General features: G+C 53.0%; 22 protein-coding genes and 1 pseudogene. 10 read left to right on the top strand and 13 right to left on the bottom strand.

What is annotated here, in order from left to right; genetic code table 11:
• Window positions 1–77 precede the first annotated feature (77 nt).
• The 5 genes from D9980_RS06650 to D9980_RS06630 form a co-directional block, all read right to left on the bottom strand.
• On the bottom strand, window positions 78–1,016 hold the full coding sequence (locus tag D9980_RS06650; protein WP_121606786.1) for a pseudouridine-5'-phosphate glycosidase: 939 nt from the start codon (window positions 1,014–1,016) through the stop codon (window positions 78–80).
• Complete coding sequence (locus D9980_RS06645) at window positions 1,001–2,104, bottom strand: PfkB family carbohydrate kinase (protein ID WP_121606785.1); 1,104 nt, start codon at window positions 2,102–2,104, stop codon at window positions 1,001–1,003. Before D9980_RS06645 ends, D9980_RS06650 begins: the two co-directional genes overlap by 16 nt.
• 410 nt (window positions 2,105–2,514) lie before the next feature.
• Window positions 2,515–4,677: a peptidyl-dipeptidase Dcp gene (gene dcp / locus D9980_RS06640; protein WP_121606784.1), complete on the bottom strand. Its 2,163-nt coding sequence runs from the start codon at window positions 4,675–4,677 to the stop codon at window positions 2,515–2,517.
• A gap of 208 nt (window positions 4,678–4,885) precedes the next feature.
• Window positions 4,886–6,013, bottom strand: coding sequence for a porin OmpC (gene ompC / locus D9980_RS06635; RefSeq protein WP_121606783.1), 1,128 nt, complete (start codon window positions 6,011–6,013; stop codon window positions 4,886–4,888).
• A gap of 404 nt (window positions 6,014–6,417) precedes the next feature.
• On the bottom strand, window positions 6,418–6,876 hold the full coding sequence (locus D9980_RS06630; RefSeq protein WP_121606782.1) for a GNAT family N-acetyltransferase: 459 nt from the start codon (window positions 6,874–6,876) through the stop codon (window positions 6,418–6,420).
• 270 nt (window positions 6,877–7,146) lie between these two features.
• On the opposite strand from D9980_RS06630, the gene D9980_RS06625 reads away from it, so the two are divergent.
• From D9980_RS06625 to ydfG, 5 genes are all read left to right on the top strand, one after another.
• On the top strand, window positions 7,147–7,788 hold the full coding sequence (locus D9980_RS06625; RefSeq protein ID WP_121606781.1) for an HAD-IA family hydrolase: 642 nt from the start codon (window positions 7,147–7,149) through the stop codon (window positions 7,786–7,788).
• A gap of 187 nt (window positions 7,789–7,975) precedes the next feature.
• Window positions 7,976–9,418 carry an MFS transporter gene (locus tag D9980_RS06620; protein ID WP_121606780.1) on the top strand — a complete coding sequence of 481 codons (1,443 nt, stop codon included), beginning with the start codon at window positions 7,976–7,978 and terminating at the stop codon, window positions 9,416–9,418.
• Between the two features lie 3 nt (window positions 9,419–9,421).
• Window positions 9,422–10,480, top strand: a complete 1,059-nt coding sequence (locus D9980_RS06615) for an aldo/keto reductase (RefSeq protein ID WP_121606779.1) — start codon at window positions 9,422–9,424, stop codon at window positions 10,478–10,480.
• Between the two features lie 98 nt (window positions 10,481–10,578).
• The gene (locus D9980_RS06610) at window positions 10,579–11,103 is read left to right on the top strand and encodes a GNAT family N-acetyltransferase (protein WP_021804471.1); all 525 of its coding nucleotides are present in this window, start codon (window positions 10,579–10,581) and stop codon (window positions 11,101–11,103) included.
• A 65-nt stretch (window positions 11,104–11,168) separates the two neighbouring features.
• Window positions 11,169–11,915, top strand: coding sequence for a bifunctional NADP-dependent 3-hydroxy acid dehydrogenase/3-hydroxypropionate dehydrogenase YdfG (gene ydfG, locus D9980_RS06605; protein ID WP_024486635.1), 747 nt, complete (start codon window positions 11,169–11,171; stop codon window positions 11,913–11,915).
• Between the two features lie 62 nt (window positions 11,916–11,977).
• On the opposite strand, the gene D9980_RS06600 is transcribed toward ydfG, so the two are convergent.
• A complete protein-coding gene (locus D9980_RS06600) occupies window positions 11,978–12,304 on the bottom strand; it encodes a YnfA family protein (RefSeq protein ID WP_024486636.1) in 327 nt (108 codons plus the stop codon).
• A gap of 133 nt (window positions 12,305–12,437) precedes the next feature.
• Between D9980_RS06600 and D9980_RS06595 the strand changes: the two genes are divergently transcribed.
• The gene (locus tag D9980_RS06595) at window positions 12,438–12,797 is read left to right on the top strand and encodes a DUF1283 family protein (RefSeq protein ID WP_024486637.1); all 360 of its coding nucleotides are present in this window, start codon (window positions 12,438–12,440) and stop codon (window positions 12,795–12,797) included.
• 77 nt (window positions 12,798–12,874) lie between these two features.
• The gene (locus D9980_RS06590; RefSeq protein WP_021804475.1) at window positions 12,875–13,174 is read left to right on the top strand and encodes a DUF1161 domain-containing protein; all 300 of its coding nucleotides are present in this window, start codon (window positions 12,875–12,877) and stop codon (window positions 13,172–13,174) included.
• A gap of 42 nt (window positions 13,175–13,216) precedes the next feature.
• Here D9980_RS06590 and D9980_RS06585 read toward each other — a convergent pair whose 3' ends face one another.
• Window positions 13,217–14,710 carry an MDR family MFS transporter gene (locus D9980_RS06585; RefSeq protein ID WP_121606778.1) on the bottom strand — a complete coding sequence of 498 codons (1,494 nt, stop codon included), beginning with the start codon at window positions 14,708–14,710 and terminating at the stop codon, window positions 13,217–13,219.
• A gap of 368 nt (window positions 14,711–15,078) precedes the next feature.
• Here D9980_RS06585 and D9980_RS06580 point away from each other — a divergent pair, with 368 nt between their 5' ends.
• Entirely contained in the window at window positions 15,079–16,449 is a 1,371-nt protein-coding gene (locus D9980_RS06580; protein ID WP_370454329.1) for a cytochrome-c peroxidase, read from the top strand.
• A gap of 107 nt (window positions 16,450–16,556) precedes the next feature.
• On the top strand, window positions 16,557–17,837 hold the full coding sequence (clcB, locus tag D9980_RS06575) for a voltage-gated ClC-type chloride channel ClcB (protein ID WP_121606776.1): 1,281 nt from the start codon (window positions 16,557–16,559) through the stop codon (window positions 17,835–17,837).
• On the opposite strand, the gene bioD is transcribed toward clcB, so the two are convergent.
• The 4 genes from bioD to D9980_RS06555 form a co-directional block, all read right to left on the bottom strand.
• A complete protein-coding gene (gene bioD, locus D9980_RS06570; protein WP_065686166.1) occupies window positions 17,825–18,505 on the bottom strand; it encodes a dethiobiotin synthase in 681 nt (226 codons plus the stop codon). The two genes, clcB and bioD, sit on opposite strands and share 13 nt — an antisense overlap.
• 245 nt (window positions 18,506–18,750) lie before the next feature.
• Window positions 18,751–19,197 carry a cyclophilin-like fold protein gene (locus tag D9980_RS06565; protein ID WP_202913977.1) on the bottom strand — a complete coding sequence of 149 codons (447 nt, stop codon included), beginning with the start codon at window positions 19,195–19,197 and terminating at the stop codon, window positions 18,751–18,753.
• A gap of 52 nt (window positions 19,198–19,249) precedes the next feature.
• Complete coding sequence (locus D9980_RS06560) at window positions 19,250–20,278, bottom strand: alpha/beta hydrolase (RefSeq protein WP_121606774.1); 1,029 nt, start codon at window positions 20,276–20,278, stop codon at window positions 19,250–19,252.
• 11 nt (window positions 20,279–20,289) lie between these two features.
• On the bottom strand, window positions 20,290–21,417 hold the full coding sequence (locus D9980_RS06555) for an MFS transporter (protein ID WP_370454297.1): 1,128 nt from the start codon (window positions 21,415–21,417) through the stop codon (window positions 20,290–20,292).
• Window positions 21,418–21,710: 293 nt separating this feature from the next.
• Between D9980_RS06555 and D9980_RS06550 the strand changes: the two are divergent.
• A pseudogene (locus D9980_RS06550) lies at window positions 21,711–22,633 on the top strand (LysR family transcriptional regulator).
• A gap of 56 nt (window positions 22,634–22,689) precedes the next feature.
• Here the strand turns inward: D9980_RS06550 and D9980_RS06545 are convergent.
• A complete protein-coding gene (locus tag D9980_RS06545; protein WP_024486678.1) occupies window positions 22,690–23,907 on the bottom strand; it encodes an ROK family transcriptional regulator in 1,218 nt (405 codons plus the stop codon).
• 143 nt (window positions 23,908–24,050) lie between these two features.
• Window positions 24,051–24,953 carry a LysR family transcriptional regulator gene (locus tag D9980_RS06540; protein ID WP_121606772.1) on the bottom strand — a complete coding sequence of 301 codons (903 nt, stop codon included), beginning with the start codon at window positions 24,951–24,953 and terminating at the stop codon, window positions 24,051–24,053.
• Window positions 24,954–24,987 lie beyond the last annotated feature (34 nt).

The following is a 24,987-nucleotide window of genomic DNA, read 5'->3' as shown; positions in this document are numbered from 1 at the left end:
GGCAAACGGCAATAGCCTGCCGCCTGCCGAGGCAGAAGTGATTTATCAAGGACAAACGTAGAGTGCTAATTTAAGCGTTAAGCGCAATTTCGCTGATAATGACCCGCGATCTTGGCTGCCAATTCGGCATTATTAAACACCAGCTGAATATTGGCCTGCAGGCTGTCGCCGCCGGTCAATTCAGCGACTCTGGCTAGCAGGAATGGCGTACTATCCTTGCCGGAAACACCCTGCTCCACGGACTCTTGAACAGCCTGCTCAATGGCCTGGTTGATCTTCTCTTCAGGCATTGCGTACTGCTCTGGGATTGGGTTGGCAATCACCATCCCGCCCTGCAAGCCAGCAGCCCACTTGGCGGCCATTGCCCGCGCGATTTCCTGTGGCGTATCCAGACGCACGCTAACGGAATAAGGGCTGGTACGGCTGAAGAATGCGGGCAGGCTATCGGTACCATACCCCACCAAAGGCACGCCGTGGGTTTCCAGATATTCGGTGGTCAAACCAAGATCCAGAATCGATTTGGCACCGGCGCAAATCACCGCCACGTTGGTTTGTGCCAATTCCTGTAAATCGGCTGAAATATCAAACGTCTGCTGTGCGCCACGGTGCACGCCGCCAATCCCGCCGGTGGCGAATACGCTGATCCCGGCCAGTTCGGCAATGATCATGGTAGAAGCCACGGTGGTTGCGCCGTTTTTGCCACTGGCAATCACAAACGGCAAGTCGCGGCGGCTCACTTTGGCAACTCGGTGCCCTTCGCGGCCCAATGTTTCTATCTCATCATGGGATAGCCCCGCCTTCATCCGCCCATTGATCACCGCAATGGTCGCTGGCACCGCCCCGTTGGCACGGATCTTTTCCTCTACCTGTAAGGCAGTTTCAACGTTCTGCGGGTAAGGCATGCCATGGGAAATAATCGTCGATTCCAACGCCACCACCGGCCGATTTTCGGCCAGGGCAAGCGCCACTTCAGGAGCGATATCCAGATATTGATGGGTGATTAGGCTATTTTGCATGATTGTAATTCCAAAAGTTTTTGAACGCTGCCTTGTGACAGGTTCGGGTTATTGGTGAACTCAGAGGCCAGGGTCATTGCCGAACAGCCCTGGGCAAAACGAATACTGTAATCGAGTGGGAAATCCTCCAGCCAGCAACTCACCAGCCCCGCCATCATGGCATCCCCGGCGCCGGTGACGTTGACTACCTGAGTCGGCAGCGGTGCCGACCAACCGTGCTGGCCGTCCACCTCGCTGAAATAAACGCCGTGGCTACCCATACTCAGGGCCAAACGCTGCACGCCTTGCTGGTGGAACCATTGGGCCACCGCCGGTGCGTCGCTCGCCTGGGATATTTTCATCCCACTGAGGATTTCCGCCTCAATCCGATTCGGCTTCAACGTATGGATATGCGAGAGCCAGTTTTTGATTTTTGGCGCTTTAAAAGCAGAAACCGTATCGACAAATACCGGTACATTACCGGCATTGCTAAATAACCAGGCCAGCGCGTCTTCGGTCAGGTTGCAGTCCAGCACCAATACACCACTGTGCTGAATTAAATCCTTGGAATGGGATAACAGCGCCGGGGTCAATTTTTCCAGGATGCGCATGTCGTTGATAGCGACCAGCATTTCACCATTGCCATCCAGCAACGAAACGTAGGTCGAGGTGTTTTCACCATGCAATCGGTGGCAATTATCCACGTTAACACCTGCCAGTTTTGCCTGCTCCAGCAGCGTCGTGCCGTAGAAATCGTCGCCAACCACAGAAACCAGGTGGCATTCGGCCCCTAATAACGCAATATTCTGCGATATATTTCGCCCAACACCACCTGGGGTGCATTTTATTTTCCCAGGATTGGAGTCTTCATAAACCAACTGCGTATTGGCATAACCACAAACGTCCATATTTACCGAGCCAACGGTGACCACATAGCGGTGTTCGGAGAGAATATAGCCTTTACCTTTAATATAACCTTTATTCATCAAATTCATGATGTGTCCTGCCACACCAGAACGGCTAATACCTAGAATATCGGCGATTTCGTGTTGTTGAATCAACGGGTCCCGCCGAAGGAGTTGCAGTATCTGTTTTTCCCGGTTGGTCATAATTAACACTTGTTTGTTTTTGAACAGGTGTTTGTTTTAAATCGGAACCCGACAACAGTAAAGCGGTAACTATCGGAGTTGAGATTATGATCGTAACTTGTCGCAGCGCCGTTTTCAGCGATTAATTTGTGACGTTAATCATGTTAACCCAGATTTAAAACGTTTTTTCTTATGGTTTTTTGGCGGGGCAAAATTTTGTGCTGAAGATAAACTCATTAAAACAAGGGGATGGGTTTTAGTATTATTTAAACCAACACGTGTTGGTAACCTTGTTAATTACAAGGATTAATCTCACTGTGGTTAATTTCGGTTACATAGAAAAACGATCGGCCTCACACAATTCTCTTTCATAGCATCGATTATAACCATCCGAGAGCAGTCACCTGCCCTCGGAGAGCGTTAAACGGTAGTTACTTATCCTTCAGCCCGCGGTTGATCAGCATCGGTTCAATGCTCGGCTCCTGCCCACGCCATTTAACGTACAGCTTTTCCAGATCCTGACTGTTGCCCTGTGACAACACCTGCTCGCGGAAACGCTGGCCATTCTCTGCCGTTAATCCGCCGTTATCGCTGAACCATTGGAAGGCGTCATCTGCCAACATCTCCGTCCACAGATAGGCGTAATAACCGGCGGCATAGCCGTTGCCCCAGATATGCTGGAAATAGCTGGAGCGGTAGCGTGGTGGCACATAGCTGAGATCGATCTTGTCCTGGCGCAGCGATGCGGCCTCGAACTTGTCCACGTCCTGCTGCGGTTGATCGGCGCCCAGCATGTGCCAATGCATATCCAGCAGCGCGGCGGCCAACAGCTCGGTCATGGCGTAGCCCTTGTTGAACTTGTCGGCCTTGTTGATTTTATCGACCAACGCCTGCGGCATCGCTTCACCCGTTTGGTAATGCTTGGCAAAGTGGGCAAATACTTGCGGATCGCTGGCCCAGTGCTCGTTAAACTGCGACGGGAACTCGACAAAATCGCGGGCAGTGTTAGTGCCAGACAGGCTTGGGTATTGCTGATCGGCAAACATCCCGTGCAGCGCATGGCCAAACTCGTGGAACATGGTGATCACGTCATCATAGGACAGCAACGCCGGTTGGCCCGCTGCGGGTTTAGTGAAGTTGGAGACGTTGTAAATCACCGGCTTGGTACCGTTGAGTTTGGACTGCTCAACGAAGTTGCTCATCCAGGCGCCGCCGCCCTTGTTGTCACGCTTAAAGAAATCGGTGTAGAACAGCGCCAGAGACTGACCGTCTTTATCAAATACCTCGTATACCCGCACGTCCGGATGATAAACCGGGATATCTTTGCGCTCTTTAAAGCTGATGCCGTACAGCAAATTGGCGGCGTAGAATACGCCGTTATGCAGCACGTTGTTCATCTCAAAGTAAGGCTTGATCTGTGATTCATCCAGATCGTACTTCTCTTTACGCACCTGCTCGGCATAAAACTGCCAATCCCAGGCGGCCAGCTTAAAGCCGCCGTTTTGCCGATCGATCACTGCCTGAATGTCTTTGGCCTCACGCTCTGCCCGGGCCGTGGCGGCAGGCACGATATTACGCATAAACGCCAACGCCGCATCCGGGGTTTTCGCCATCTGATTTTGCAACTTCCAGGCGGCATAGTTCGGGAAGCCCAGCAGTTTGGCCTGCTCGGCCCGCACTTTAGCTAACCGCGCCAGGGTTTGGCGGGTATCGTTGGCGTCATTTTTCTCTGCGCGGTTGATCGAAGCGTCGAACAACTTTTGGCGAGTATCGCGATCTTGCAGGTTTTGCAAATCAGGCTGTTGCGTGGTGTTCTGCAACACCAACAGCCATTGCTTATCCAGCTTACGTTCACTGGCCGCCTGCGCTGCTGCTGCCAACTCGCCCTCTGAAAGCCCGGCCAGCAGGGTTTTATCACCAATCGCCAACGCGCCGTTTTTGCTGGCAGCCAGTAATTTATTGGTGAACTGGGTGCTCAGCGTCGCCGCTTCCTGGTTCAATGCTTTCAGTTGGGTTTTATCCGCGTCAGAAAGATTGGCCCCGGCCAGCACATAGTTCTTGTAGGTCACCTCTACCAGCCGCAGAGACTCGGGGTCCAAGTTGAGGCTATCACGCCGATCGTAAATCGCCTTGATGCGCGCAAACAGCTTGCTGTTCAGCATGATGGCATCATCTAATGCCGCCAGCTTCGGTGAGGTTTCTTCATCCAGCTTTTGCAGCGCGTCGCTGGTGTTGGCGGAGGTCATCGCCCCAAACACGCTCATGGTGCGCGTCAGCAGTGCGCCGCTTTTTTCCAGCGCCACAAAGGTATTATCAAACGTAGGTTCTGCCGGGTTATTGGCGATCTTTTCGACTTCTGCCAGTTTCTGCTGGATACCGGCGGCGATGGCCGGGGCATAATCGCTTTCGCTGATGACATCAAAGCGAGGAGCTTGGAAGGGTAACTGACTGGTGGCAAAGAACGGGTTTTCTCCCTGCTTATCCTGCTTAACTTCTCCGGCCACTTTCGCCTCCTTTGTCTGGGTGTTCGTTTCTGCCAGCGCGGGTGTGCTTAGCGCAACGCCAATCGCCAGTACCAGGGTTGATAAACGCATCAAATCGAAACTCCTCCATGTCTTAATCTAGGGACGCTGCGTCCACTTGGATAGAAGCTGCAAATTCAGCAACATAGCCTAGCTTAGGCCCAGATGGTCGTTTGAGCAAAAATAACTGGAAATTCCTCAACAGGCTCTGCGGGGGGAGAACAAAGAAAAAACGCGGCCAGGAGGCCGCGTTATCGTAAGCTGACTTATTTCGCTGTCATCAGAACTGATAAACCAAACCGACAGCAACCACGTCGTCGGTATTAATTCCGGCCGACTTGGTGAAGTCGTTTTCATCCAACAGGTTGATTTTATAATCCACATAGGTGGACATGTTTTTGTTAAGGTAATAGGTTGCGCCCAGGTCAACAAACTTGACCAGGTTTTCACTACCGTAAGTATTGCCGTTGGCAGCTTGCCCGAGGTTCTTGCCGTTGGTTTGGTTATAACCCACAAATGGGCGCAGGCCGAAATCAAACAGATAGTGTGCATAAGCCTCAAAACTTTGCGCTTTATTGGCGTAGCCATAAGCCTCACTGTCTGAACTGCCGAAGCGCGCTGCATTATAGGACTGGGTAAACATAACGGCCACATAGGTATTGCTGTCGTCATATTTCAGGCCGCCTGAATAACCTTCTGCATGGTCGCCACGCCCCATGATGCCGCTATATGCGCCACCGCCATTTTGCTCGCTGGTACGTTTGGAATTAAAGAAGGCACCCGCGGCACTAATGCCGTAGCCAATATCATAGTTCACCGACATACCATAACCATCACCGTTCTGACCCAGAACGTCGCGACCATTATTAGTTTCTTCCGCACTGCCGTTTTTACCCTGGTATTGCACAGCAAAATGCAGGCCATCGAACAGGCCAAAGAAGTCATTGTTACGATAGGTTGCCAGACCGTTTGAGCGTTGGAACATGAACTGGTCGGCCCCATAGGTGGAACCGTCAAATTCTGGCTGCATGTCGGTATAAGCCGCCACGTCATACAGGACACCATTGTTACGGCCATAGTCGAAGGAGCCATAATCAACAGCTTTCAACCCTGCGAAACCATAACGGGTGAAGGCATTGTTTTCGCTTTCCGGGGTGTTGACGTTGACCTGGTATTCCCACGTGCCATAGCCAGTGAGCCGATCGTTAATCTGCGTTTCACCACGCAGGCCCATACGTATGTAAGACTGGTCGCCATCAACGCTATTGTTATCAGAGAAATAGTGCAGGCCATCAACTAAACCGTACAAATCCAGTTTATTACCGTCTTTGTTGTAGATTTCAGCGGCGCCTGCGTTGCCAACCATCAGCAAAGCAGGCACCATCAGAGAGAGTACTCGAAGTTTCATCGTGATTATCCTCTATTATTATGTCGTGCTATAGCCACTGCTGTTACGAGCATGATTAGCTCGTGGGTCTATTACCGTTTTGATGGCGGTAATGATATTAATTTATACCGCCATGACCTGAATGCAAGGTCGGTAGGTTGTTTTTTGACTATGAATGAGTGTCTAAGACCGGGCTAAACTGGCGTAATGGATAAAAGAGGGTTATGTCAGGATAAAAAACATAATTGATGCAACAGGTTGGAATTTTGACAATTCATTGCCCATGCACCAATTAATATCACATTGACTTTATATGAGTTTATGCTACCTACTCCATGAGTGTAATAAAACGATTTCAAAACATTGCCAATCATTTCTTTAATAAAGAGATAAAATGAAATATCTGAGTTCCGTACCTTTCTCAACTACAAAACAAGTGTCATAAATCTGCTGTTTGGATCAGGCTGGTACGCTGCAAACGGTTCGCAATCCACAAAGCCATGCTTGTGGTAAAGATGATGACAGGCGGCAAATCCCGGTTGTGTCCCCGTTTCCAGGCTGAGACGCGAAATGCCCCGCGCGCGCGCGACTTGCAGGATGTGCAGCAAGAATTGATTCGCCACGCCACGACGTAAAAACGCCTCCGCCGTGCGCATTGATTTCAGCTCGCCATGCTTTGCATCCAACATTTTCAACGCGCCAATCCCGGCTAATTGATCCCCTTCCCATGCAGACCAAAATGTCACGGCAGGGTCACGAAGTTTTTGTACGTTTAACGCATGGCTGCTCTCTGGTGGGGATTGCTCCAGCATGCCAGAAATATGATAAGCCACTAATGTTTGCACGGCATGGTGGGTAAGATCGTCAATTTTAATGGTGAACATACTCGTTTCCAAAGGTTGGTTTTAATTGTTTGCACTATTAAACAGAGCGACCGATTATTCGTCCAATATCGATTTCTTATGGCGGCAACAACGCCGCCAGGCTAGATGATTGACGTAAGTGTCAGGCAGATAGTTAATTCGGTAAGGCACACCGGGGCCGCATTTTTTCACTTTCCGGCGGTGGTTCATACCATCACTTGATTTCCGTCAACAAGACCTTATCGCCACTCTGTTGTTATTGGGAAACCGAGGCTTTAAATCAAGGGACTTATGAACGCTATCGCTTGCAAGGCAGTACTGTTTGACCTGGACGGCACCCTGGTGGATTCAGGAGCCTGTATAGAGACATTGTGGGCTGAATGGGCCAACCGGCATCATCTGGATGTGGACTATGTCCTGGCCAATATTCACGGGCGCACCATCGAGGAAACGCTGCGGATCGTCTCCCCTTACTTTGACAATCCACAGTGCGTTGATGAAGTCAAAACGCTCGCCCTCGAGGCTCTCAGCCAGGTTAGTGCCATTACCGGTGCCGTTGAGCTGGTACGCCAGTTGCCGCCGCAATGTTGGGCAATTGTCACCTCCGGCGCCAAGAAAGTGTCGATGCAAAGCATGATCAGCGCAGGCATCCCACGGCCGCACATGATGATCACTTCGGAAGATATCGTGCACGGCAAACCCCATCCAGAACCCTATCTGATGGCGGCAGCCGGATTTGGCCTGCCGGTGCAGAAATGCGTGATTTTTGAGGATGCGATTTCTGGAGTGAACTCCGCCCTTGCCGCCGGTGGGCAAGTCATCGTCATTGGTAACGGCGTGCCGATTTCCTCCCCGCAAATCAAGGCCACCGTGGCCGACCTGAGTAGTTTTAAAGCCGAGTTTATCGACGGCATCATCCATTTATCCTGGTAATTACCACACGCTCGCGGACACACTATGCATCTAGATGGGCACACTTGCTGTGCCCGCTAATAATCACACCATTAACTTCTTTTTAACCTTCCTATGATGCGTTATGCTCAAAAATCCGACGTGGTGATTTTTGAAACGGGATTTCTGTTATGCATGCGTATTTACCGTGCTCCAGCCGGAGCCGTCCATGAGTTGGTTCTCCCGCGCTAGCGCGCTCCCCCTGCTGGTTGCCGGGGCATTCTTTATGGAGAACCTGGACGGCACGGTGATCGTTACCGCGATGCCGCAAATGGCGGCGGCCTTTGGCGTACAGCCGGTAGATATGAACATCGGGGTTTCGGCCTATATTCTTACCCTGACGGTGTTTATCCCCGCCAGCGGCTGGATTGCTAACCGCTTTGGTGCCCGCAATATTTTCACCGCCGCCATCGTTATTTTTACCCTGGCCTCGGTGCTATGCGCCCTCAGTACCACCTTGCCGCAGTTTACCGCGGCTCGTATCCTGCAAGGCTTTGGCGGTGCGCTGATGGTGCCGGTTGGCCGCCTGGTGGTGCTACGTAATACCGCCAAACCCGATCTGATCAACGCCATTGCCACTATCACCTGGCCGGGGTTAGCCGCCCCGGTCCTGGGGCCTCCGGTTGGCGGTTTCATCACCACCTACGCTTCCTGGCACTGGATTTTTATCCTCAACGTGCCGCTTGGCCTGTTGGCCCTGTTCTTCGCCTGGCGTTTGATCCCTCATGAACCCGCGCAGAAAGGCGTTCCCTTTGATGGATTAGGTTTTGCACTCACCGGAGTCGCCTGCTTTGGGCTGATGTTTGGGCTGGATCTGATCAACAGTCCGCAACTTTCCTGGCTGGTGCCTCTGTTATGTCTGGCTGCTAGCCTGGCGCTGGGAAGCCTGGCGATACGTCATGCCAAACGCCACGCCTATCCCTTAATGGATCTCTGGGCGATGCGGATAAAAAGTTACGCTGTCACTATTAAGGGCGGCACTGTGTTTCGCATCGCCATCGGTGCCGTGCCGTTCCTGCTGCCCTTGCTGTTCCAAATCGGCTTTGGGCTGAATGCCTTCGATGCGGGGTTGCTGGTACTGGCAGTGTTTGCCGGTAATCTGGTGATGAAGCCATTCACCTCACCCATCCTCTACCGGTTCCGCTTTCGTACCACGCTGGTGGTCAACGGCTTACTCAATGCCGCCACCATTTTTGCTTGCGCGCTGCTGACCCCGCAGACCCCGACCTGGCTGATCCTGGCGCTGCTGTTTGTCAGTGGTTTGACACGTTCGATGCAGTTCACTGCGCTGAATACGCTGGCGTTTTCCGAAGTGCCGCAACCACGCATGAGCGGTGCCAACACGCTGTTCAATATGGCACAGCAGATGGGTAGCGGTCTGGGTATCGCCATCGGCGCGCTGGCACTGCGGTTGGCGGAGATGCTGATGCCACAGCAACAGGGCGTGGTGCCGCTGGCCGACTTCCAATTGGCCTTTATCGTGATTGGCGTGATCGCCCTGGTGGCGGTGCTAGATAGCTTTACGCTGGGCGCAGAGGCGGGCAATGAAATTCGCCAGAGGAAAAGCACCTCTACGTCTGAAAAATCTATGGCAACCAAAGTAAGGAGTTAAACGATGCAATACCGTCAACTTGGCCGGTCCGGCCTTAAAGTTTCGGCACTAAGTTTAGGTACCATGACCTTTGGAGGACAAGGCAAGTTCGCCAAAACCGGCGCGACAGACGTTAACGAGGCGCGCAATCAAATCGCCATGTGCATTGACGCCGGGATCAACCTGTTCGATACCGCCGATGTGTATTCAGCAGGCCAATCGGAGGAGATCCTCGGCCAGGCATTGGGCAGTAAACGCCACGAAGTGCTGGTAGCCAGCAAGGCCCGTTTCCCCATGGGCAGCGGCCCTAACGATGCCGGTCTGTCACGCCACCACCTAATCCGCGCCTGCGAAGCCAGCCTGAAACGCCTGAATACCGACTATCTCGATCTCTATCAGCTACACGAGTGGGACGGCATCACCCCGGTAGAGGAAACGCTGCGGGCGCTGGAGGATCTGGTGAGCAGCGGCAAGGTGCGCTACACCGGTTTGTCCAACTTCTCCGGTTGGCACCTGATGAAACACCTGGGCAGCGCCGAACGACTGGGATTGGTGCGCCCGGTCAGCCAACAGATCCATTACAGCCTGCAGGCGCGCGAAGCGGAATATGAACTGCTGCCTGTTGCTCAGGATCAAGGGCTTGGGGTATTGGTCTGGAGCCCATTGGCCGGTGGCCTGCTCTCGGGCAAATACCGCCGTAATCAACCCACACCGGAAGGCACACGCCATCTGGCCAACTGGGGTGAGCCGCCGGTGCGTGATCAAGATGCGCTGTTTGATATTGTCGAAGTGCTGGTGGATATCGCCCACTCCCGTGGTATCTCTGCGGCACAAATCGCGCTGGCCTGGCTGTTGGCCCGCCCAACGATAACCTCGGTGGTCATAGGAGCCCGGAACGCGGAACAGCTCAAAGATAACCTGCACGCCGCCAACCTGATCCTCAACGAAGAAGAGCTGCAGCGCTTGGAAGAAGTGAGCCGTCCGCCGCTGATTTATCCGTACTGGCACCAGGCCTCAACCGCGCCAGATCGTCTCTCTGCGGCCGACCTTTTGCTCATCGCACCTCACCTGGTAAAAAAATAAGTCGCATCTGCCGCTAATCAACGTAATATCGATGATCCGCCCCGTTTTAACGGGAGCGGATTTTTGCCGTTTTAGGCCTGAAAAGCGAGGTAATAATAATGATGCACAGTGACCTTACTCAGTGCCGTGTGAATACCGATCGGTTGTTGATTGCCCCCTTTACCGCAGCAGACGCCGACGATGTTTACCAGGCGATCACTCCTACGCTAACGCGTTTTATGACCTTTGAACCAGAAGAGTCTCCCGAGGCATTTGCCAACGTCTGGGAAGGCTGGCTGCCGTTGATCCGTGAAGGTGAAGAAGTCATCTTTGTGGCACGGCTGCGTGACAGCAAGCAGTTCGTTGGCATGGGTGGCGTGCATAATCTGCACCAGCAAAAACCAGAACTCGGGATCTGGGTGAAAGAGAGCCTGCACGGTAACGGCTACGGCCGCGAAATCGTCCATGCCATGGCGAAATGGGCCAGCGAACGCTACCACCCGCCGTATTTCATTTACCCGGTCGCCGAGCAGAACACGCCAAGCCGCCGCATTGCCGAATCGCTGGGTGGCACCGTGCAGGGCCGCCGCGAGAATATCAAATACGACTGTGTGGTTTACCACGTGCCGGCCATCACCGGTTAAAATTGCAGGGTTAACGCAACCGCGTTAGAGTGGATGCAGGCTAAAAACAGTTAAGGAACAGCAGCATGATTATTTTTGTCACGGGCGCTACCTCCGGTTTTGGTGAAGCAATTGCCCGCAAATTTGTCGGTGAAGGCCATCAGGTGATTGCCACTGGCCGCCGTGTGGAGCGCCTGGAGGCGCTGCAGGCAGAATTAGGTGAGGCACTGCATATCGTGCGTTTGGATGTCCGCAACCGTGCGGCGATCCAGCAGGCCATCGAAGAGTTACCCGCAGCGCTGCGCAACGTCGACGTGCTGGTGAATAACGCCGGTCTGGCGTTAGGCCTGGAGCCTGCACACAAGGCTAATGCGGACGATTGGGAAACCATGATCGATACCAACACCAAAGGGTTGGTCAACATGACCCGCGCGCTGCTGCCAGCCATGGTGGAACGTAACATTGGCCATGTGATCAATATCGGCTCCACCGCCGCCAACTGGCCTTATGCCGGTGGTAACGTTTACGGCGCAACCAAGGCCTTCGTTAAACAGTTCAGCCTGGGTCTGCGCGCCGATCTGCACGGCACTCATATCCGCGTTACCGATATTGAGCCAGGCATGGTTGGTGGCACCGAGTTCTCCAACGTGCGTTTCAAAGGGGATGACGGCAAGGTAGATAAAACCTATCAAGGGGTAGATGCCCTGACGCCGGATGATGTTGCCGAAGCGGTATTCTGGGTGGCAACGCTGCCTTCCCGCGTCAATATAAATACCTTGGAAATGATGCCGGTCAGCCAGTCCTTTGCCGGGTTGAGCATTCATCGCGGTTAATGGTCTTACTCTGTGGCAGGGCATCAGCCCTGCCATTCAAGCGGGCACAGCATGCAGCGCCCCTACGTAGTGCGCCAGCCGGAAACGATAATCAGCATCCCCAGCAGTGCCACCCCAGCACCCAACCAATCCATAGTCGACAACTTCACACCATCTACCACTCGCAGCCAAAGCAGCGCCGTTGCCACATAGACGCCGCCATAGGCAGCATAGACTCTCCCACTGGCCGAAGGATGCAGCGTCAACAACCAGACAAACAGCATCAGGCTGAGGGCCGCAGGCAGCAACAGCCAGGCGCTGGCGTTTTTCTTTAGCCACAGATAAGGCAAGAAACAGCCAATGATTTCGGCCAGCGCGGTGGCAAAAAACAATAAAGTGGTTTTTAACATTACCGCTATTCTCTCAGTAAATTAAACGAACAAGGCGATGCGCTGGTGCAATATAACAGCACGGTGATATATTTAACCTATGCTACAGCCAGTGTTGCTGGTGGATGCAACACTCACTTATAAGGATGAAACGATGAAATTACTTTCCCTTCCGCGCCTGATGTTACCGGTTGCCATGTTATTGCTGGCCGGTGCCTGGCAAGCTCCTGCCTTCGCTGCCTCTTGCACCCAAGGCAGCACCTGCGTCACGGTTGACGGCAGCGGCGGCGCAGCCATGAGCAACGAACAGGCTCGCCAAAGCAAAGAGCAGTGGAACGAAACCAAGTCGCTGCGCAGTAAGGTCAATACCCGTGTCGAGAAGGAGTTTGACAAGGTTGACCGTGCTATTGATGACGAAGATCGTTGTGATAACAGCTACAACGTCAATGCCTATTGGGAATCGTCAACCCGTAAGTGTCTGGATCGCACCACTGGCCGTCCAGTCACGCAGTAATAGCGAGTAAGGGTAAACTATTCAACCTGATGCTGCTATCCTGACAAAGAACATTCGTCTCAAATAAGGATCCAATGATGAAAAAAGCGCTTGTAGTAGGTGTACTGCTGTTAGCCACCGCGCCGCTGGCCGCTTTTGCCTCATGTGAGAGCATAAAGGCGGATATTGCCCAGAAGATTGTCAATAACGGCGTACCGGAATCCGGCTTCAAGCTGGAGATCGTGCCTAACGATCAGGCGAACCTTGCCGGTGGACAGGTGGTCGGCCATTGTGGTCAAGACACGCAGAAAATCGTGTATACCCGCCTGATTAACGGCGACGACAGCGGCGACGCGGCGCAAACTGGCACCAGCCAGGATACCCAAGCCCCGCAGTAACCGGCTCCAGGGCGCAGTTCGTTACTGCGCCCCTCTTCTTTATTAAGCCTGTTTAACCTCTTCACCTTCGCCCTGTGGCCGATGACGCGCCGGGATCAGCATAGCCGCCCCCAAGGCAAACAGCGATATCAACGCCGAGACCAGGAATACCCAATGCATTGAGGCGGCGACATGCCCAATGAGATCCGCCAGCGCCTCTGGCCGCATGGTGTTGCGAACCTCTGGCTCCATCAACTGCTGCACCGGATCAACCGTGTGTGGCAGGCGCAGATGCAGGTTGATATTCAACGTGGCCCCCAGAATGGCGGTGCCGATTGCCGAGCCGACCATCCTGGTGAATACCGTGCAGGCGGTTGCGATACCGCGAATACTGTAATGTGCCGCATTCTGTACCGAGACCAGGAAGGTGGTATTGCACAACCCCATACCGACCCCGATGATAAACGCCGCAACCCGCCCCCACAGTAACCCACCCGAAGGCTGTAGCAGCAGCAGGATAAAGCCACCGGCCGCCAACAGCAGCGCGCCAAGCAGAGCTGTGGTGCGATAAGAAGTCAGCAACATCAAACGCCCGCTCAGCATACTGGCCAGCGGCCAGCCAATCGACATCAAGGCTAATGTGGTTCCGGCTTCCAGCGGAGTTCCGCCCTTCACGCCTTGGATAAAGGTTGGCAGGAAGGCGCTGATGCCCATCATGGCAGCACCGATCACCACTCCGCCAATATTGCCGGCCACAATTACGCGATTTTGCCACAGGGCCAGTGGGAACAACGGTTCAGGAGCACGGCGCTCCTGACGAATTAACAGGTTAAGCGCCACTAACGCCAACGCCAGCAACGGTATGACCCACCATCCCAGCATTTCCGCCTGCAAGAGTGAAAGCAGCAATGCAGCGACAAAGATCGTCAGCCAAGCCGTTCCCGCCAGATCCAGCGCATGTTTGCGCCCCTGTTTGAGGTCAGGCAAGTAGCGCCCCAGGAAATACATCGCCAGCAGGCCAATGGGCAGGTTGACCCAGAATACCAAAGCCCAAGACGTGTGCTGCACGATAAACGCGCCCAGTAGCGGGCCAAGAATGGCCGAAACACCCCAGACGCTAGAAAGATACCCCATCACTTTTGGCCGTTCGGTGGCGCTGTAAATATCACCGATCACGGTGGTAGCGATCGGCATGATCGCCCCGGCGCCCAGCCCTTGCAGCAGGCGGAAGGCAATCAGCCAATACATATTCGATGAGAAACCGCACAGGACCGACCCCAACAGGAACAGCGTGGCACCAAAGAAAAAGATCGGTTTCCGGCCGTATAAATCTGCCAAACGCCCGTAGATCGGGATGGTAATGGCCTGTGCAAGCAAATAGACCGAAAACACCCAGCCCAGCAACGAAAAACCACCCAGATCGCCAATAATCGTCGGCATCGCGGTGGCAACAATGGTCGCTTCAATGGCAGACATGAACATTGCCAGCATGCAGGCAATCAGGATCAACGGCCGATGGGCTACTTGGGCAGTGCTCGAAGAAGTGTTAGTGGTCATCAGTTTACCCTGTGTCCCTATGTCTTTTATTTTCCCCGGATTATAACAGCCAAGGCATATTCTGTAGTTTGTCTGGGGATGTTGTGCACCAAAATCCCGCAACAACGCACTAATCGAACAAATTGTGACAACGTCACCTATAAATAGTCACATAATTGAATAATAAGGTATTTCTTAGAAATGGCCTGAGAGCCTCGCCACGCCTGCTTCATCGTTAAAACCTATCCGAACGATAGCGTACACCAATGATGGTGATTGATTTTAATCAAGTTGCCAACCGCCCCAGCCCGTGACAATCCGATTGCCCCTTTTATTACCTCTTTATATGTAGGGTTTTTTGGCAGTCAACTCAATGGAGCGAGAACATGATTAAAAAAATTATTCTGGGATGTGCCGTTACCGCCGTCGTCGGCTATTTGGGGACCGTCGGCTATGTCTACCATTACGATCAACAGCGTAACCCCGTCGTTGCCAGCAATCAAATCGATACCCTGTTAACCCGCAATGGCTGCGACTATTGCCACTCCAACTCGGCTCAGCTTCCCTTCTATGCCGAGTTGCCGATCGCCAAACAAATTATGGCGCAGGATATCCTCAGTGGAAATCAGCATTTTAACCTCGATGCTACCCGCACTGCTCTGCAACAAAAAACCGCGGTACCTGAAGTCGATCTGGCCAAGCTGGAAGCCGTGCTGCAAAACCAGGAGATGCCACCGCCACTGTATAAGATGGTCCACTGGGCCGGAAACGTCAGCGACGGCGATCGTAATGAACTACTGAGCTGGGTCCGTCAACAACGCGAACAGTTCTACACTTTGCCAGAAACGCCAGCCGAACTACGTGGTGCCGCCTTACAGCCGGTGCCATCCTCGCTACCTACCGATCCTCAAAAAGTGGCGCTGGGCTTCCGGTTGTTCCACGATCCGCGCCTATCGAAAGATAACAGCATCTCATGTGCCCACTGCCATAAGCTGGGCGAAGGTGGCGTGGACGGTCGCGTCTCATCGTTGGGGGTTGGCGATCAGGTTGGGCCAATCAACGCACCGACGGTGTTTAATGCGGCCTTCAATATGGCGCAGTTCTGGGATGGTCGAGCGGCAGATTTACAGGCCCAGGCTGGTGGCCCGCCGATGAACCCGATCGAGATGGCCTCCGAATCCTGGGATGAAATCATCGCTAAACTGGATCAGGACGCCTTGCTGAAGGCCGATTTCCGGCGCGTCTATGCTAACGGCTTCACCGGCGATAACATTACCGACGCCATTGCCGAGTTCGAAAAGACGCTGATCACGCCAGATAGCCCGTTTGACCGTTACCTGAAAGGCGATAGAGACGCCCTGACGGCGCAGCAAAAACACGGCTATCAACTGTTCCAGCAAAACAAATGTGGCACCTGCCATACCGGGGTCAACCTTGGGGGCCAGTCCTATGAGGTAATGGGGCTGAAAGCAGATTACTTTACCGCTCGCGGTAACCCCACCGAGGCCGACCTTGGACGTTACAATGTCACTAAAAATGATAGCGATCGTCACCGCTTCAAAACCCCGACGCTACGAAACATCGCCCAAACTGCCCCTTACTTCCACGACGGCAGCGTGACTTCGCTGCATCAGGCGGTCAAGGATATGCTGACCTATCAGGTCGGCGTTACCCTACCAGAAAGCGATATCAAGGATCTGGTCGCGCTGCTGGAAGGCATGAGCGGTAAATATCAGCCTGCCACGCCCCCGGGCGGTTGATACGGTAGCCGCAACGCCAGGGTTCTGATAAAGATTCTCTGGTTTTCAGGTGGGTAGACAAGCACAATGCCCACCTGAACCTCTTATTCTTCATCATCTGCCGACACATGAATCAATTGGTCCCTCTGCACCACTATCGCGCCCTGCTGCGCCATCTGTTTATTGCCATCCTGCTCGGCATTTGTGCTGCGCTGGCCGTGTGGTTATTTCACCGTGCCATGTTCGGGCTTGAATGGTTGTTGCTGGATCACGATGAAGGCAGTTTGGTGGCCGCTGCCGCTGCACTGCCCGGATGGCGGAGAGCGTTGACGCCAGCATTGGGTGGATTGGCCGCTGGCTTTTTGTTGTGGATCTACCAGCGTTACCAACATCAAAAGCCCATCGCTCCAACAGATTATATGGAAGCGATTGAAGCTGGTGACGGACGATTGGCCGTTAACGCCAGCCTGATAAAATGCCTGGCCTCGCTGTTGGTGGTTTCCAGCGGTAGCACCATTGGCCGCGAGGGGGCGATGATCCTGCTGGGGGCGTTGGTAGGTTCGGTATTTGCCCAGAGCTTTACCCCGGCGAAAGAATGGAAATTGTGGGTGGCTTGCGCTGCCGCAGCTGGGATGGCTAGCGCCTATCATGCCCCGCTGGCGGGTAGCCTGTTTATCGCGGAGATCCTGTTTGGTTCGCTGATGCTGGCCTCGCTTGGCCCGGTAGTGATAGCCGCCGTGAGCGCGCTGCTGATGACCAATCTGCTGAACGGTGTCCAGGCTCCGCTCTACATCGTGGAGCCGCTTGCTGCTCCCTGGCCGGTGCAGTATCTGTTAATGGCCTTGGTGGGCATACTGGCAGGAGTTTGTGGCCCGCTGTTTCTGTGGGCGATGGCGGCCAGCGGCCGGGCATTTCGCTCGCTCAACCTCATACCGCCATTACAGCTGGCGCTTGGCGGGCTGATCGTCGGATTACTTTCCCTGTTGTATCCCGAAGTCTGGGGAAATGGCTATAGCGTGGTGCAGTCTCTACTCTCGGCACCACCAGGGATGCTGCTGGTCAGTGCGATCCTGATTTGCAAACTGTTAGCCCTGTTGGCCAGTAGTGGGTCAGGCGCACCTGGTGGCGTGTTCACGCCGACGTTATTCGTGGGGGCCGCGTTGGGCTCGGTAGTGGGCCAGATGTTTGGTCTGTGGCCAGAGCTGGGTAATGCAGTGCCCATTCTGCTGGCACTGACCGGTATGGCGACATTGCTGGCTGCCACCACTCATGCGCCCATTATGGCGGCATTAATGGTGTTTGAGATGACCGGGGAATACACCCTGCTGCCAGGCATTCTGTTGGCTTGCGTTATCGCCACTACCATTGCTCGCGGGCTACGCCCACAGTCGGTTTATCACAATGCGTAACGGTCAACCAGCTGCGAAACGTCCAGATATTGTGCCAGCTCACGTTGTTCCGCACGCGGCAGATATGGGATCTCACCCAGCAATGGAGCCGGAATACGCTGCTGCATCGCATCGATAGTTTCTGCATAGTGGGCTAAACCGGGGTTGATTCGATTAGCCACCCAGCCTAGCAATGGTAAGCCATCGTTAATAATTGCCTGTGCGGTCAATAGCGCATGGCTGACACAGCCCAGTTTGATCCCGACCACCAGGATAACCGGCAGTTGTTCCTGTACCACCCACTCGGCATAAGGACGGAGATCGTTCATCAATACCCGCCAGCCGCCGCTGCCCTCTACCACTACCGTGTCGGCCTTGGCGGCGAGATGATGCAAACCACGGCTCATCAGTCCGTAATCAATATCCTGAGTTGCATGGGCATGGAACACCTCATCCAGACAGGTGATCGGATTGATTTCGTCATAGGACAGCGGCAGTGAGGAAGAGGCCTGTAAAACTAAAGCGTCTCGATTGCGGATGCCTTCACTGGTTTCCTGGCAGCGTGCCGCAATGGGCTTATAACCCGCCACTGAGCGACCTTGCGCGGCGAAAGCCTGTAATAAACCACGGGAAACCACAGTCTTACCTACGTCGGTATCCGTGCCTGTAACAAATAAACGCTTTAACATGAATAGATTGCCTTGAAATGCCTCGTTAACCTAAAAAATCGCCGTAAATCACGACGAGAGTCGTCCTACGGGAAAAGTCTAGGGGATGCAACTCAACGGGGGCTTGAGGTAGCTCAATCTTTTGGCGGTAAATAATAAGAAACTCTGATAAGGGGTATCAAGGTCAATGGAACGAAAGCGCACACATTTTTTGTGGCACCAAGTGCCTCGTACCGGCATGACTCGGGGTTCTAACTACCGTTGTTTTAATCGTCGTGGAACCTGACTCCTATTTTCTTTTTGTCCACCCTAGTGGGGAGGTGTTCTGGATGAATGACTTTCCCGATGGGGGTATAGCGGTAGGAAGACTCAAATGATGCATAGAACAACACTAACGTTTGCGTACCGTACAACATGAGATCGCCTGCATGAATGGTCCCTGGCCGTACAGGGCTTGAAGGCAACTTATGAGGAAGGTCGGCAAATATCTCATTACCATTCAACTCTTCCATGCCAAGTTGCAATGGTAAAGTATTAACAAATGCTTTAGCCGCTGGATTGTCGTGAAGTTTGACCTCAAATTGTTGGTCATCAATATTCATTTTAACCGTCATCGGGCTCTCCTTTAGGGACGGGTTAATGTTCATGTCGGCATGACCTGCAAAAGTACAAGCCAGCAGCAGACCCGGTATTAAGGTGCTCTGATATTTCATACGATAAACCCAGAAAAGAGTAGCCACACCCGTCAGGATGCGGCTTTGGACATTATTTGAGGTTAGCCTTAAAGAACGACGTCAGCTTGGCAAAAGGGATCATGTCGCTACGGTCATACAGATCGACATGGCCTGCCCCTGGCACTATGTACAACTCCTTTGGCTGTCCGGCACGTTTGTAAGCATCTTCACTAAATTCTTTCGAATGCGCCCGATCGCCGGTGATGAACAGCATCGCGCGTGGCGAGATCGTTTCAATATCGTTGAACGGATAGAAGTTCATGAACTTCCCAATGCTGCTCAACATCGGTTTGGTTGTCAGCTCTTCTTTCTCACCCTGTGGTGTATAACTTCCTCGCGGTGTGCGATAGAAATCGAAGAATTCTCGTTGAATTGCCGGCGTTGAATCATCAAGCTGGTTAACGGTACCTGGGATATAAGCAATGTCTCCGCCATTAAACTCAACAGCTCGTTGTTCTATTGCAGATTTAATGAATGCTTTACGCTGTTCAGGCGTAACGGAATGATGAAGCCCTTGGCGGAAAGCAGCCCCCATGTCATACATACTAACCGTGGCCACGGCCTTCATTCTCGGGTCAATTTTTGCAGCACTGATAACGAAGCTCCCGCTACCGCAAATACCCAGCACGCCAATTTTCTCCGGATTAACGTAAGGTTGAGTATTCAGGTAATCGACTGCGGCACTGAAATCATCCGCATAAATTTCCGGAGAAATAAGATGGCCGGGTTTTCCTTCACTTTCTCCCCAGAAGGAAAGATCAATTGCCAACGTCACAAACCCTTGTTCTGCCAGTTTCTGGGCATACAGATTTGAGCTTTGTTCTTTTACCGCCCCCATCGGATGGCCAATGACAATCGCCGGGTTTTGCGCATTCTGATCCATCCCTTTCGGTATAAACAGATTGCCGACCACATTCATCTGATACTGGTTTTTAAAGGTCACCTTTTGCTGGGTGACCTTATCGCTTTTGTAAAAATTATCGGCTCCGTTAGACATATCGGCGCCAACTGCCGCAAATGAACTGATTAACAGCCCTAACAGCATGGTAAATTTTCTCATCAGAGAATTCCTCATTGGGTTTGGTGGATATCTTTACGTGACGTCAATAACGCCAGGGCGGCTGCTATCACTAACAAAATGCCGCTGATGGTGAAGGTGCTTTGATAACCGCTATGGTCAAATGCTAACCCGCCGATTGTGGAGCCCAATGCGATGGACAGTTGTACTATGGCAACCATCAGGCCACCGCCAGCTTCCGCATCCTCCGGCAATGTTCTGGCGATCCACGTCCACCAACCTGTGGGCGCAGCTGTGGCGATTAAGCCCCATAAACCAAGCAGTGTTGCAACGATCCAGATACTGTGACCAAAGGCGATCAGTGATCCGGCAATAGCGGCCATTAGCAAAGGGATGGCAATAAGTGTGGGGTAAAAACCTGATGCCAGAAATGCGCTAATCACCAGGGTTCCCATAAAGCCAGCAACTCCGATTGTCAGTAAAATAAGCGACAACGTGGTGATATCTACCTGCGTTACCCTCTCAAGGAACGGACGTAGATAAGTAAACAAAGCAAATTGGCCCATAAAGAACAATCCGCAGGCCGCAAGCCCCATAGCCACAAGCGGGTTAGCCAAAAGACGAAAAACACCGGTACGCTTATCGCTTTTATCAGCCGTCATTGCAGGCAGGCTGAACCACTGCCAGATAAAAACAATCACCCCAATCGGAACAAGGCAAAAGAATGCGCCTCGCCAACCGATGACCGAGCCCAGATAACTACCCAGTGGTGCGGCTATAACGGTTGCCAACGCGTTACCCCCGTTAAAAATGGCCAGCGCACTTGGAACCTGGTGTTGCGGAACCAGGCGAAGAGCAGTAGCGGCTGATAAAGACCAGAACCCACCAATAGCAATACCAATCAGGGCACGGCCAACCATATAAATAAGATAACTGGGCGCTAGCGCGATAATAGCCCCGGAAAACGCCATCAACGCAGTCATGCTCAACAGTAATGTCTTGCGATTGAGACCTCCGGCCAGTGTAGAAATGGAGAGACTCGTCAGTACCGCAAACACGCCGGAAATAGCGATCCCCTGCCCAACCAGCCCTTCGCTGACGCCTAGATCTCCCGATATGGGCGTCAGCAGACTGACAGGCATAAATTCCGAAGCAATGAGCGCAAAGACGCACAACGTCATGGCGAAAACTCCGCTCCAGTACGCGCGTTCTTTGTGAAGTGATAGATCGTTCGACAATATGGGCATAAATTGCTGCTCCCGAATAATCCCCGGCAGTTTTCAGGTAAACCGCGGTCGAACGCTATTCGCAGGAATAACGTCAGGAAAGTAAAAATGAAAAGAGCAACAGCGTTTATCTGCCATCGCTTAATAATCTGTTGCTGGAAATTTTACACTCAGGGCGCATCATTACTAGCTAATGAATGCTTAATAGGTTTATAACTGTAGCTTATTAATGAAACGGGCCATACCTGATGAAACGCAACCTGAACGACCTGCTCTATTTTGTCACGGTCGCACGTGAAAGCAGCTTTACCCGTGCTGCAGCTCAGCTGGGCGTAACGCAGCCTGCACTCAGCCAGGCAATTTCCGCACTTGAAGAACGTATGCAAATTCGCCTGCTGACGCGTACCACCCGTAGCGTATCACCAACTTCCGCCGGGGAGCGTTTGCTACTGGCTATAGGTAATCGCATCGATGAGATTGAAGCTGAACTGGATATGCTGACCGAGCTGCGCGATAAGCCTGCAGGTACAGTCCGCATAACCTGCGGGCCAAATGTTTTACACAGTACCCTGCTGCCAAAGCTGACCCCGCTGTTGCATGAGTACCCGGATATTAATATCGAGTTCGACGCGAACCATGGTTTTCGCGATATCGTGGCAGATCGTTTTGATGCGGGCGTTCGACTGGGTGACACCATTGATAAAGACATGATAGCGGTACCCATCGGACCCAAATTACGTATGGCCGCAGTGGCATCTCCGGGCTATTTTTCACGTTATCCTGTACCCAACACCCCCATGAGTTGACGCAACACAGGTGCATAAATCAACGAATGGTCAGGTCTGGGGGGTTGTATATCTGGGATTTTGATCAGGATGAGGGGGATCTTAATGTTCGCGTCAGCGGACAGCTCATTTTCAATACCTCTGAACATATTGTTGCTGCGGCGCTTGCAGGACACGGGATTGCTTTTTTGCCAGAGGAAGAATTTGGAACACATATTAAAGAAGGTCATCTGGTGCGTGTGCTGGAGCAATGGTGCAAGCCCTTCCCCGGCTACTACCTGTATTATCCCAGTCGTAAACAGCCTTCTCCAGCATTCTCACTGGTCCTTGAAGCTCTTAGGATCGGTCGAAAACGCAAACCCGCCAACGAGAGACTGGAAGTGTAGTTTTGGGAGCCAATTCCCGTGCAGTTAACGCCACAGCGTGAAAGAAGACAGCTAAATCAACCTTGTAGCAACTTCACCAACAAAGAACCGTTATACATGGCTTCTTTCACCAGTGCGGCTCCCGGCATGGTGCCTTGGTTGAAGAACTGGGTGGATTCAACCTGAACATGCTCGCTGTAAGCAGGCAAGGATTGCTGACGAATGCAGGAAGCAATCGCCGGATGCAGGATTTCTGCGGCACGGTTCAACGGTGAACCTACCAGGATTTTTTCCGGGTTGAACAGGTTGACCATGATCGCCACGATGCGCCCGACGCTGTGCCCGACGCCAAGAATAATATCTTTGGCTAACTGATCGCCAGCCAAAGCCGCATCGCACAGCGATTCCACGGTCAATGGTGCGCCATGCAGCATGGAGGACATCGAACCTCCCAGACGTTGCTGGGCAATTTCCAACATGTTTTCAATGCTGGCGACCGTTTCCAGGCAACCATGGTTGCCGCAATAGCAGCGTTTACCATATGGATCGACCTGTGTGTGACCTATCTCCACCACGCTGCTGCTGCCCGCATGCAGTACGCGTCCATTGGTGATCACCCCTGCGCCGACGTTATGATCGATGACGACCTGAATGACGTTATGGCTGCCACGGGATGCGCCATACAGCGCCTCTGCCATCGTCCAGGCACAGATATCATGCTGAACATAAACCGGTAGGCCTGTCAGTGTCTCTAGCGCTGGTCCCAACGCCATTTCGTTGACGTCATAAAACGGCATGCGGTGAACAATACCCGCGGCGGTATCAATCATGCCGGGTAGCGTAATGGCGATGGCGGTTAAACGTTCCAGTTTGCTTTGGTGGCGGATAAAGAACTGCTCTACTTCACTAACGATGCGCTGTAATAAAGGCTCGGGATGTTCGGCTTTTAACGGCAGCAGTTCTTCAACCACCATCTTGCTACTGAGATCGCGCAGCGCCAGGGTAATGGTGCCTCGGCTGATGCGTGCAGAGAGGTAATGCCAGGCTTCGGTGTCCAGCACCAGGCCAACGGCCGGTCGGCCACGGCTGCCCACTTCCTGATATTCGGTTTCTTTAACCAGATGCGCTTCGAGCAGTTCACGTACTATCTTGGTAATACTGGCAGGCGCCAGCTGTGCCCGTTTGGATAATTCGATGCGCGAAATCGGTCCCAGCCGATCTATCAGCCGGTAAACTGCCCCTGCATTGGTTTGCTTGATCTGATCAATATGCCCAGGCTGCCCATCCGCAATCACACACCCGCTCCTGCTATTTTTCGCGCTTCTAAATAAAGATTAGGGGCTATGGTGGGGCTTTTGGAATACAGCGTCAACTATTTGATTCGTTATGTGATTAACAGCACAAATTCACCGAGCTTTCCGCTAAAAACGCCTCTTATTTACACAGCTTTGGGCTCGAGCATCAGCGCCATTAACGCCTTGGCCGCTGCCGATAACGGCCTGCTGCGATGATGTACCAACCAGACCTCGGTCATCGCCTCCGGCTCGGCTAACGGGAGATAGGTCACCCCATCGATCTTCACCCGGCCAAAGGACATCGGCAAAATGGAAATCCCTAACCCGGCTGCGACCAGGCCGATAATGGTCATCGCTTCCCCCACTTCTTGCGTGATGTAAGGCGCGATCCCGGCATTGGCCAGCAATGCCAGAATTTCGTCGTACAGCGCGGTGCCCACTTCACGGGAAAAGAACACAAAGGGTTCCTGGGCTAAATCGCTGAAACGCAGCGTGCCCGGTACCTTTTGGGTTAGCGGATGGCCATTCGGCACCACGGCAAGCAAGGGCTCGCGTAATAACAACTGATGCTGCAGCGCGTCCGGCAAGCGGGTATTGCGCATCACGCCAAGATCAAGGTCACCGTTGAGCAGCGGCTCAAGCTGTTGCTTGGTGTTCACCTCGCGCATTTTGATATGCACATCCGGTGATAACAGGCGAAAAGCTCGCAAACTACGGGAAACTACGCTGATAAACGGAGCCGAAGAGGTAAAGCCAATCGTCAGTTCACCCAGTTCGCCACGCTCCAGGCGCGCCGCCTTCTCTGCTGCCCGGTTGACCTGGGCAAGCACCTGATAGGCTTCTTTCAAGAACATCTCACCCGCCTGGGTCAGGCTGACGTTACGGTTATTGCGCGCAAGCAAACGCGCACCCACCATATCCTCGAGTGCCTGGATTTGTTGGCTAAGGGGCGGCTGGGAAATCCGTAGCCGTTCTGCAGCCCGGCCAAAATGCAACTCTTCGGCGACGGCGACAAAGTAACGCAAATGTCTGAGCTCGATATTCATACTTTAAACATCTTAATTAGGATGATTAATATAT

This window comes from Serratia sp. 3ACOL1 (genome assembly GCF_003668775.1).
Lineage (GTDB): Bacteria > Pseudomonadota > Gammaproteobacteria > Enterobacterales > Enterobacteriaceae > Chania > Chania fonticola.
The sequence above is the reverse complement of the archived record's forward strand: the minus strand, read 5'-3'. Positions and strand labels throughout refer to the sequence as shown.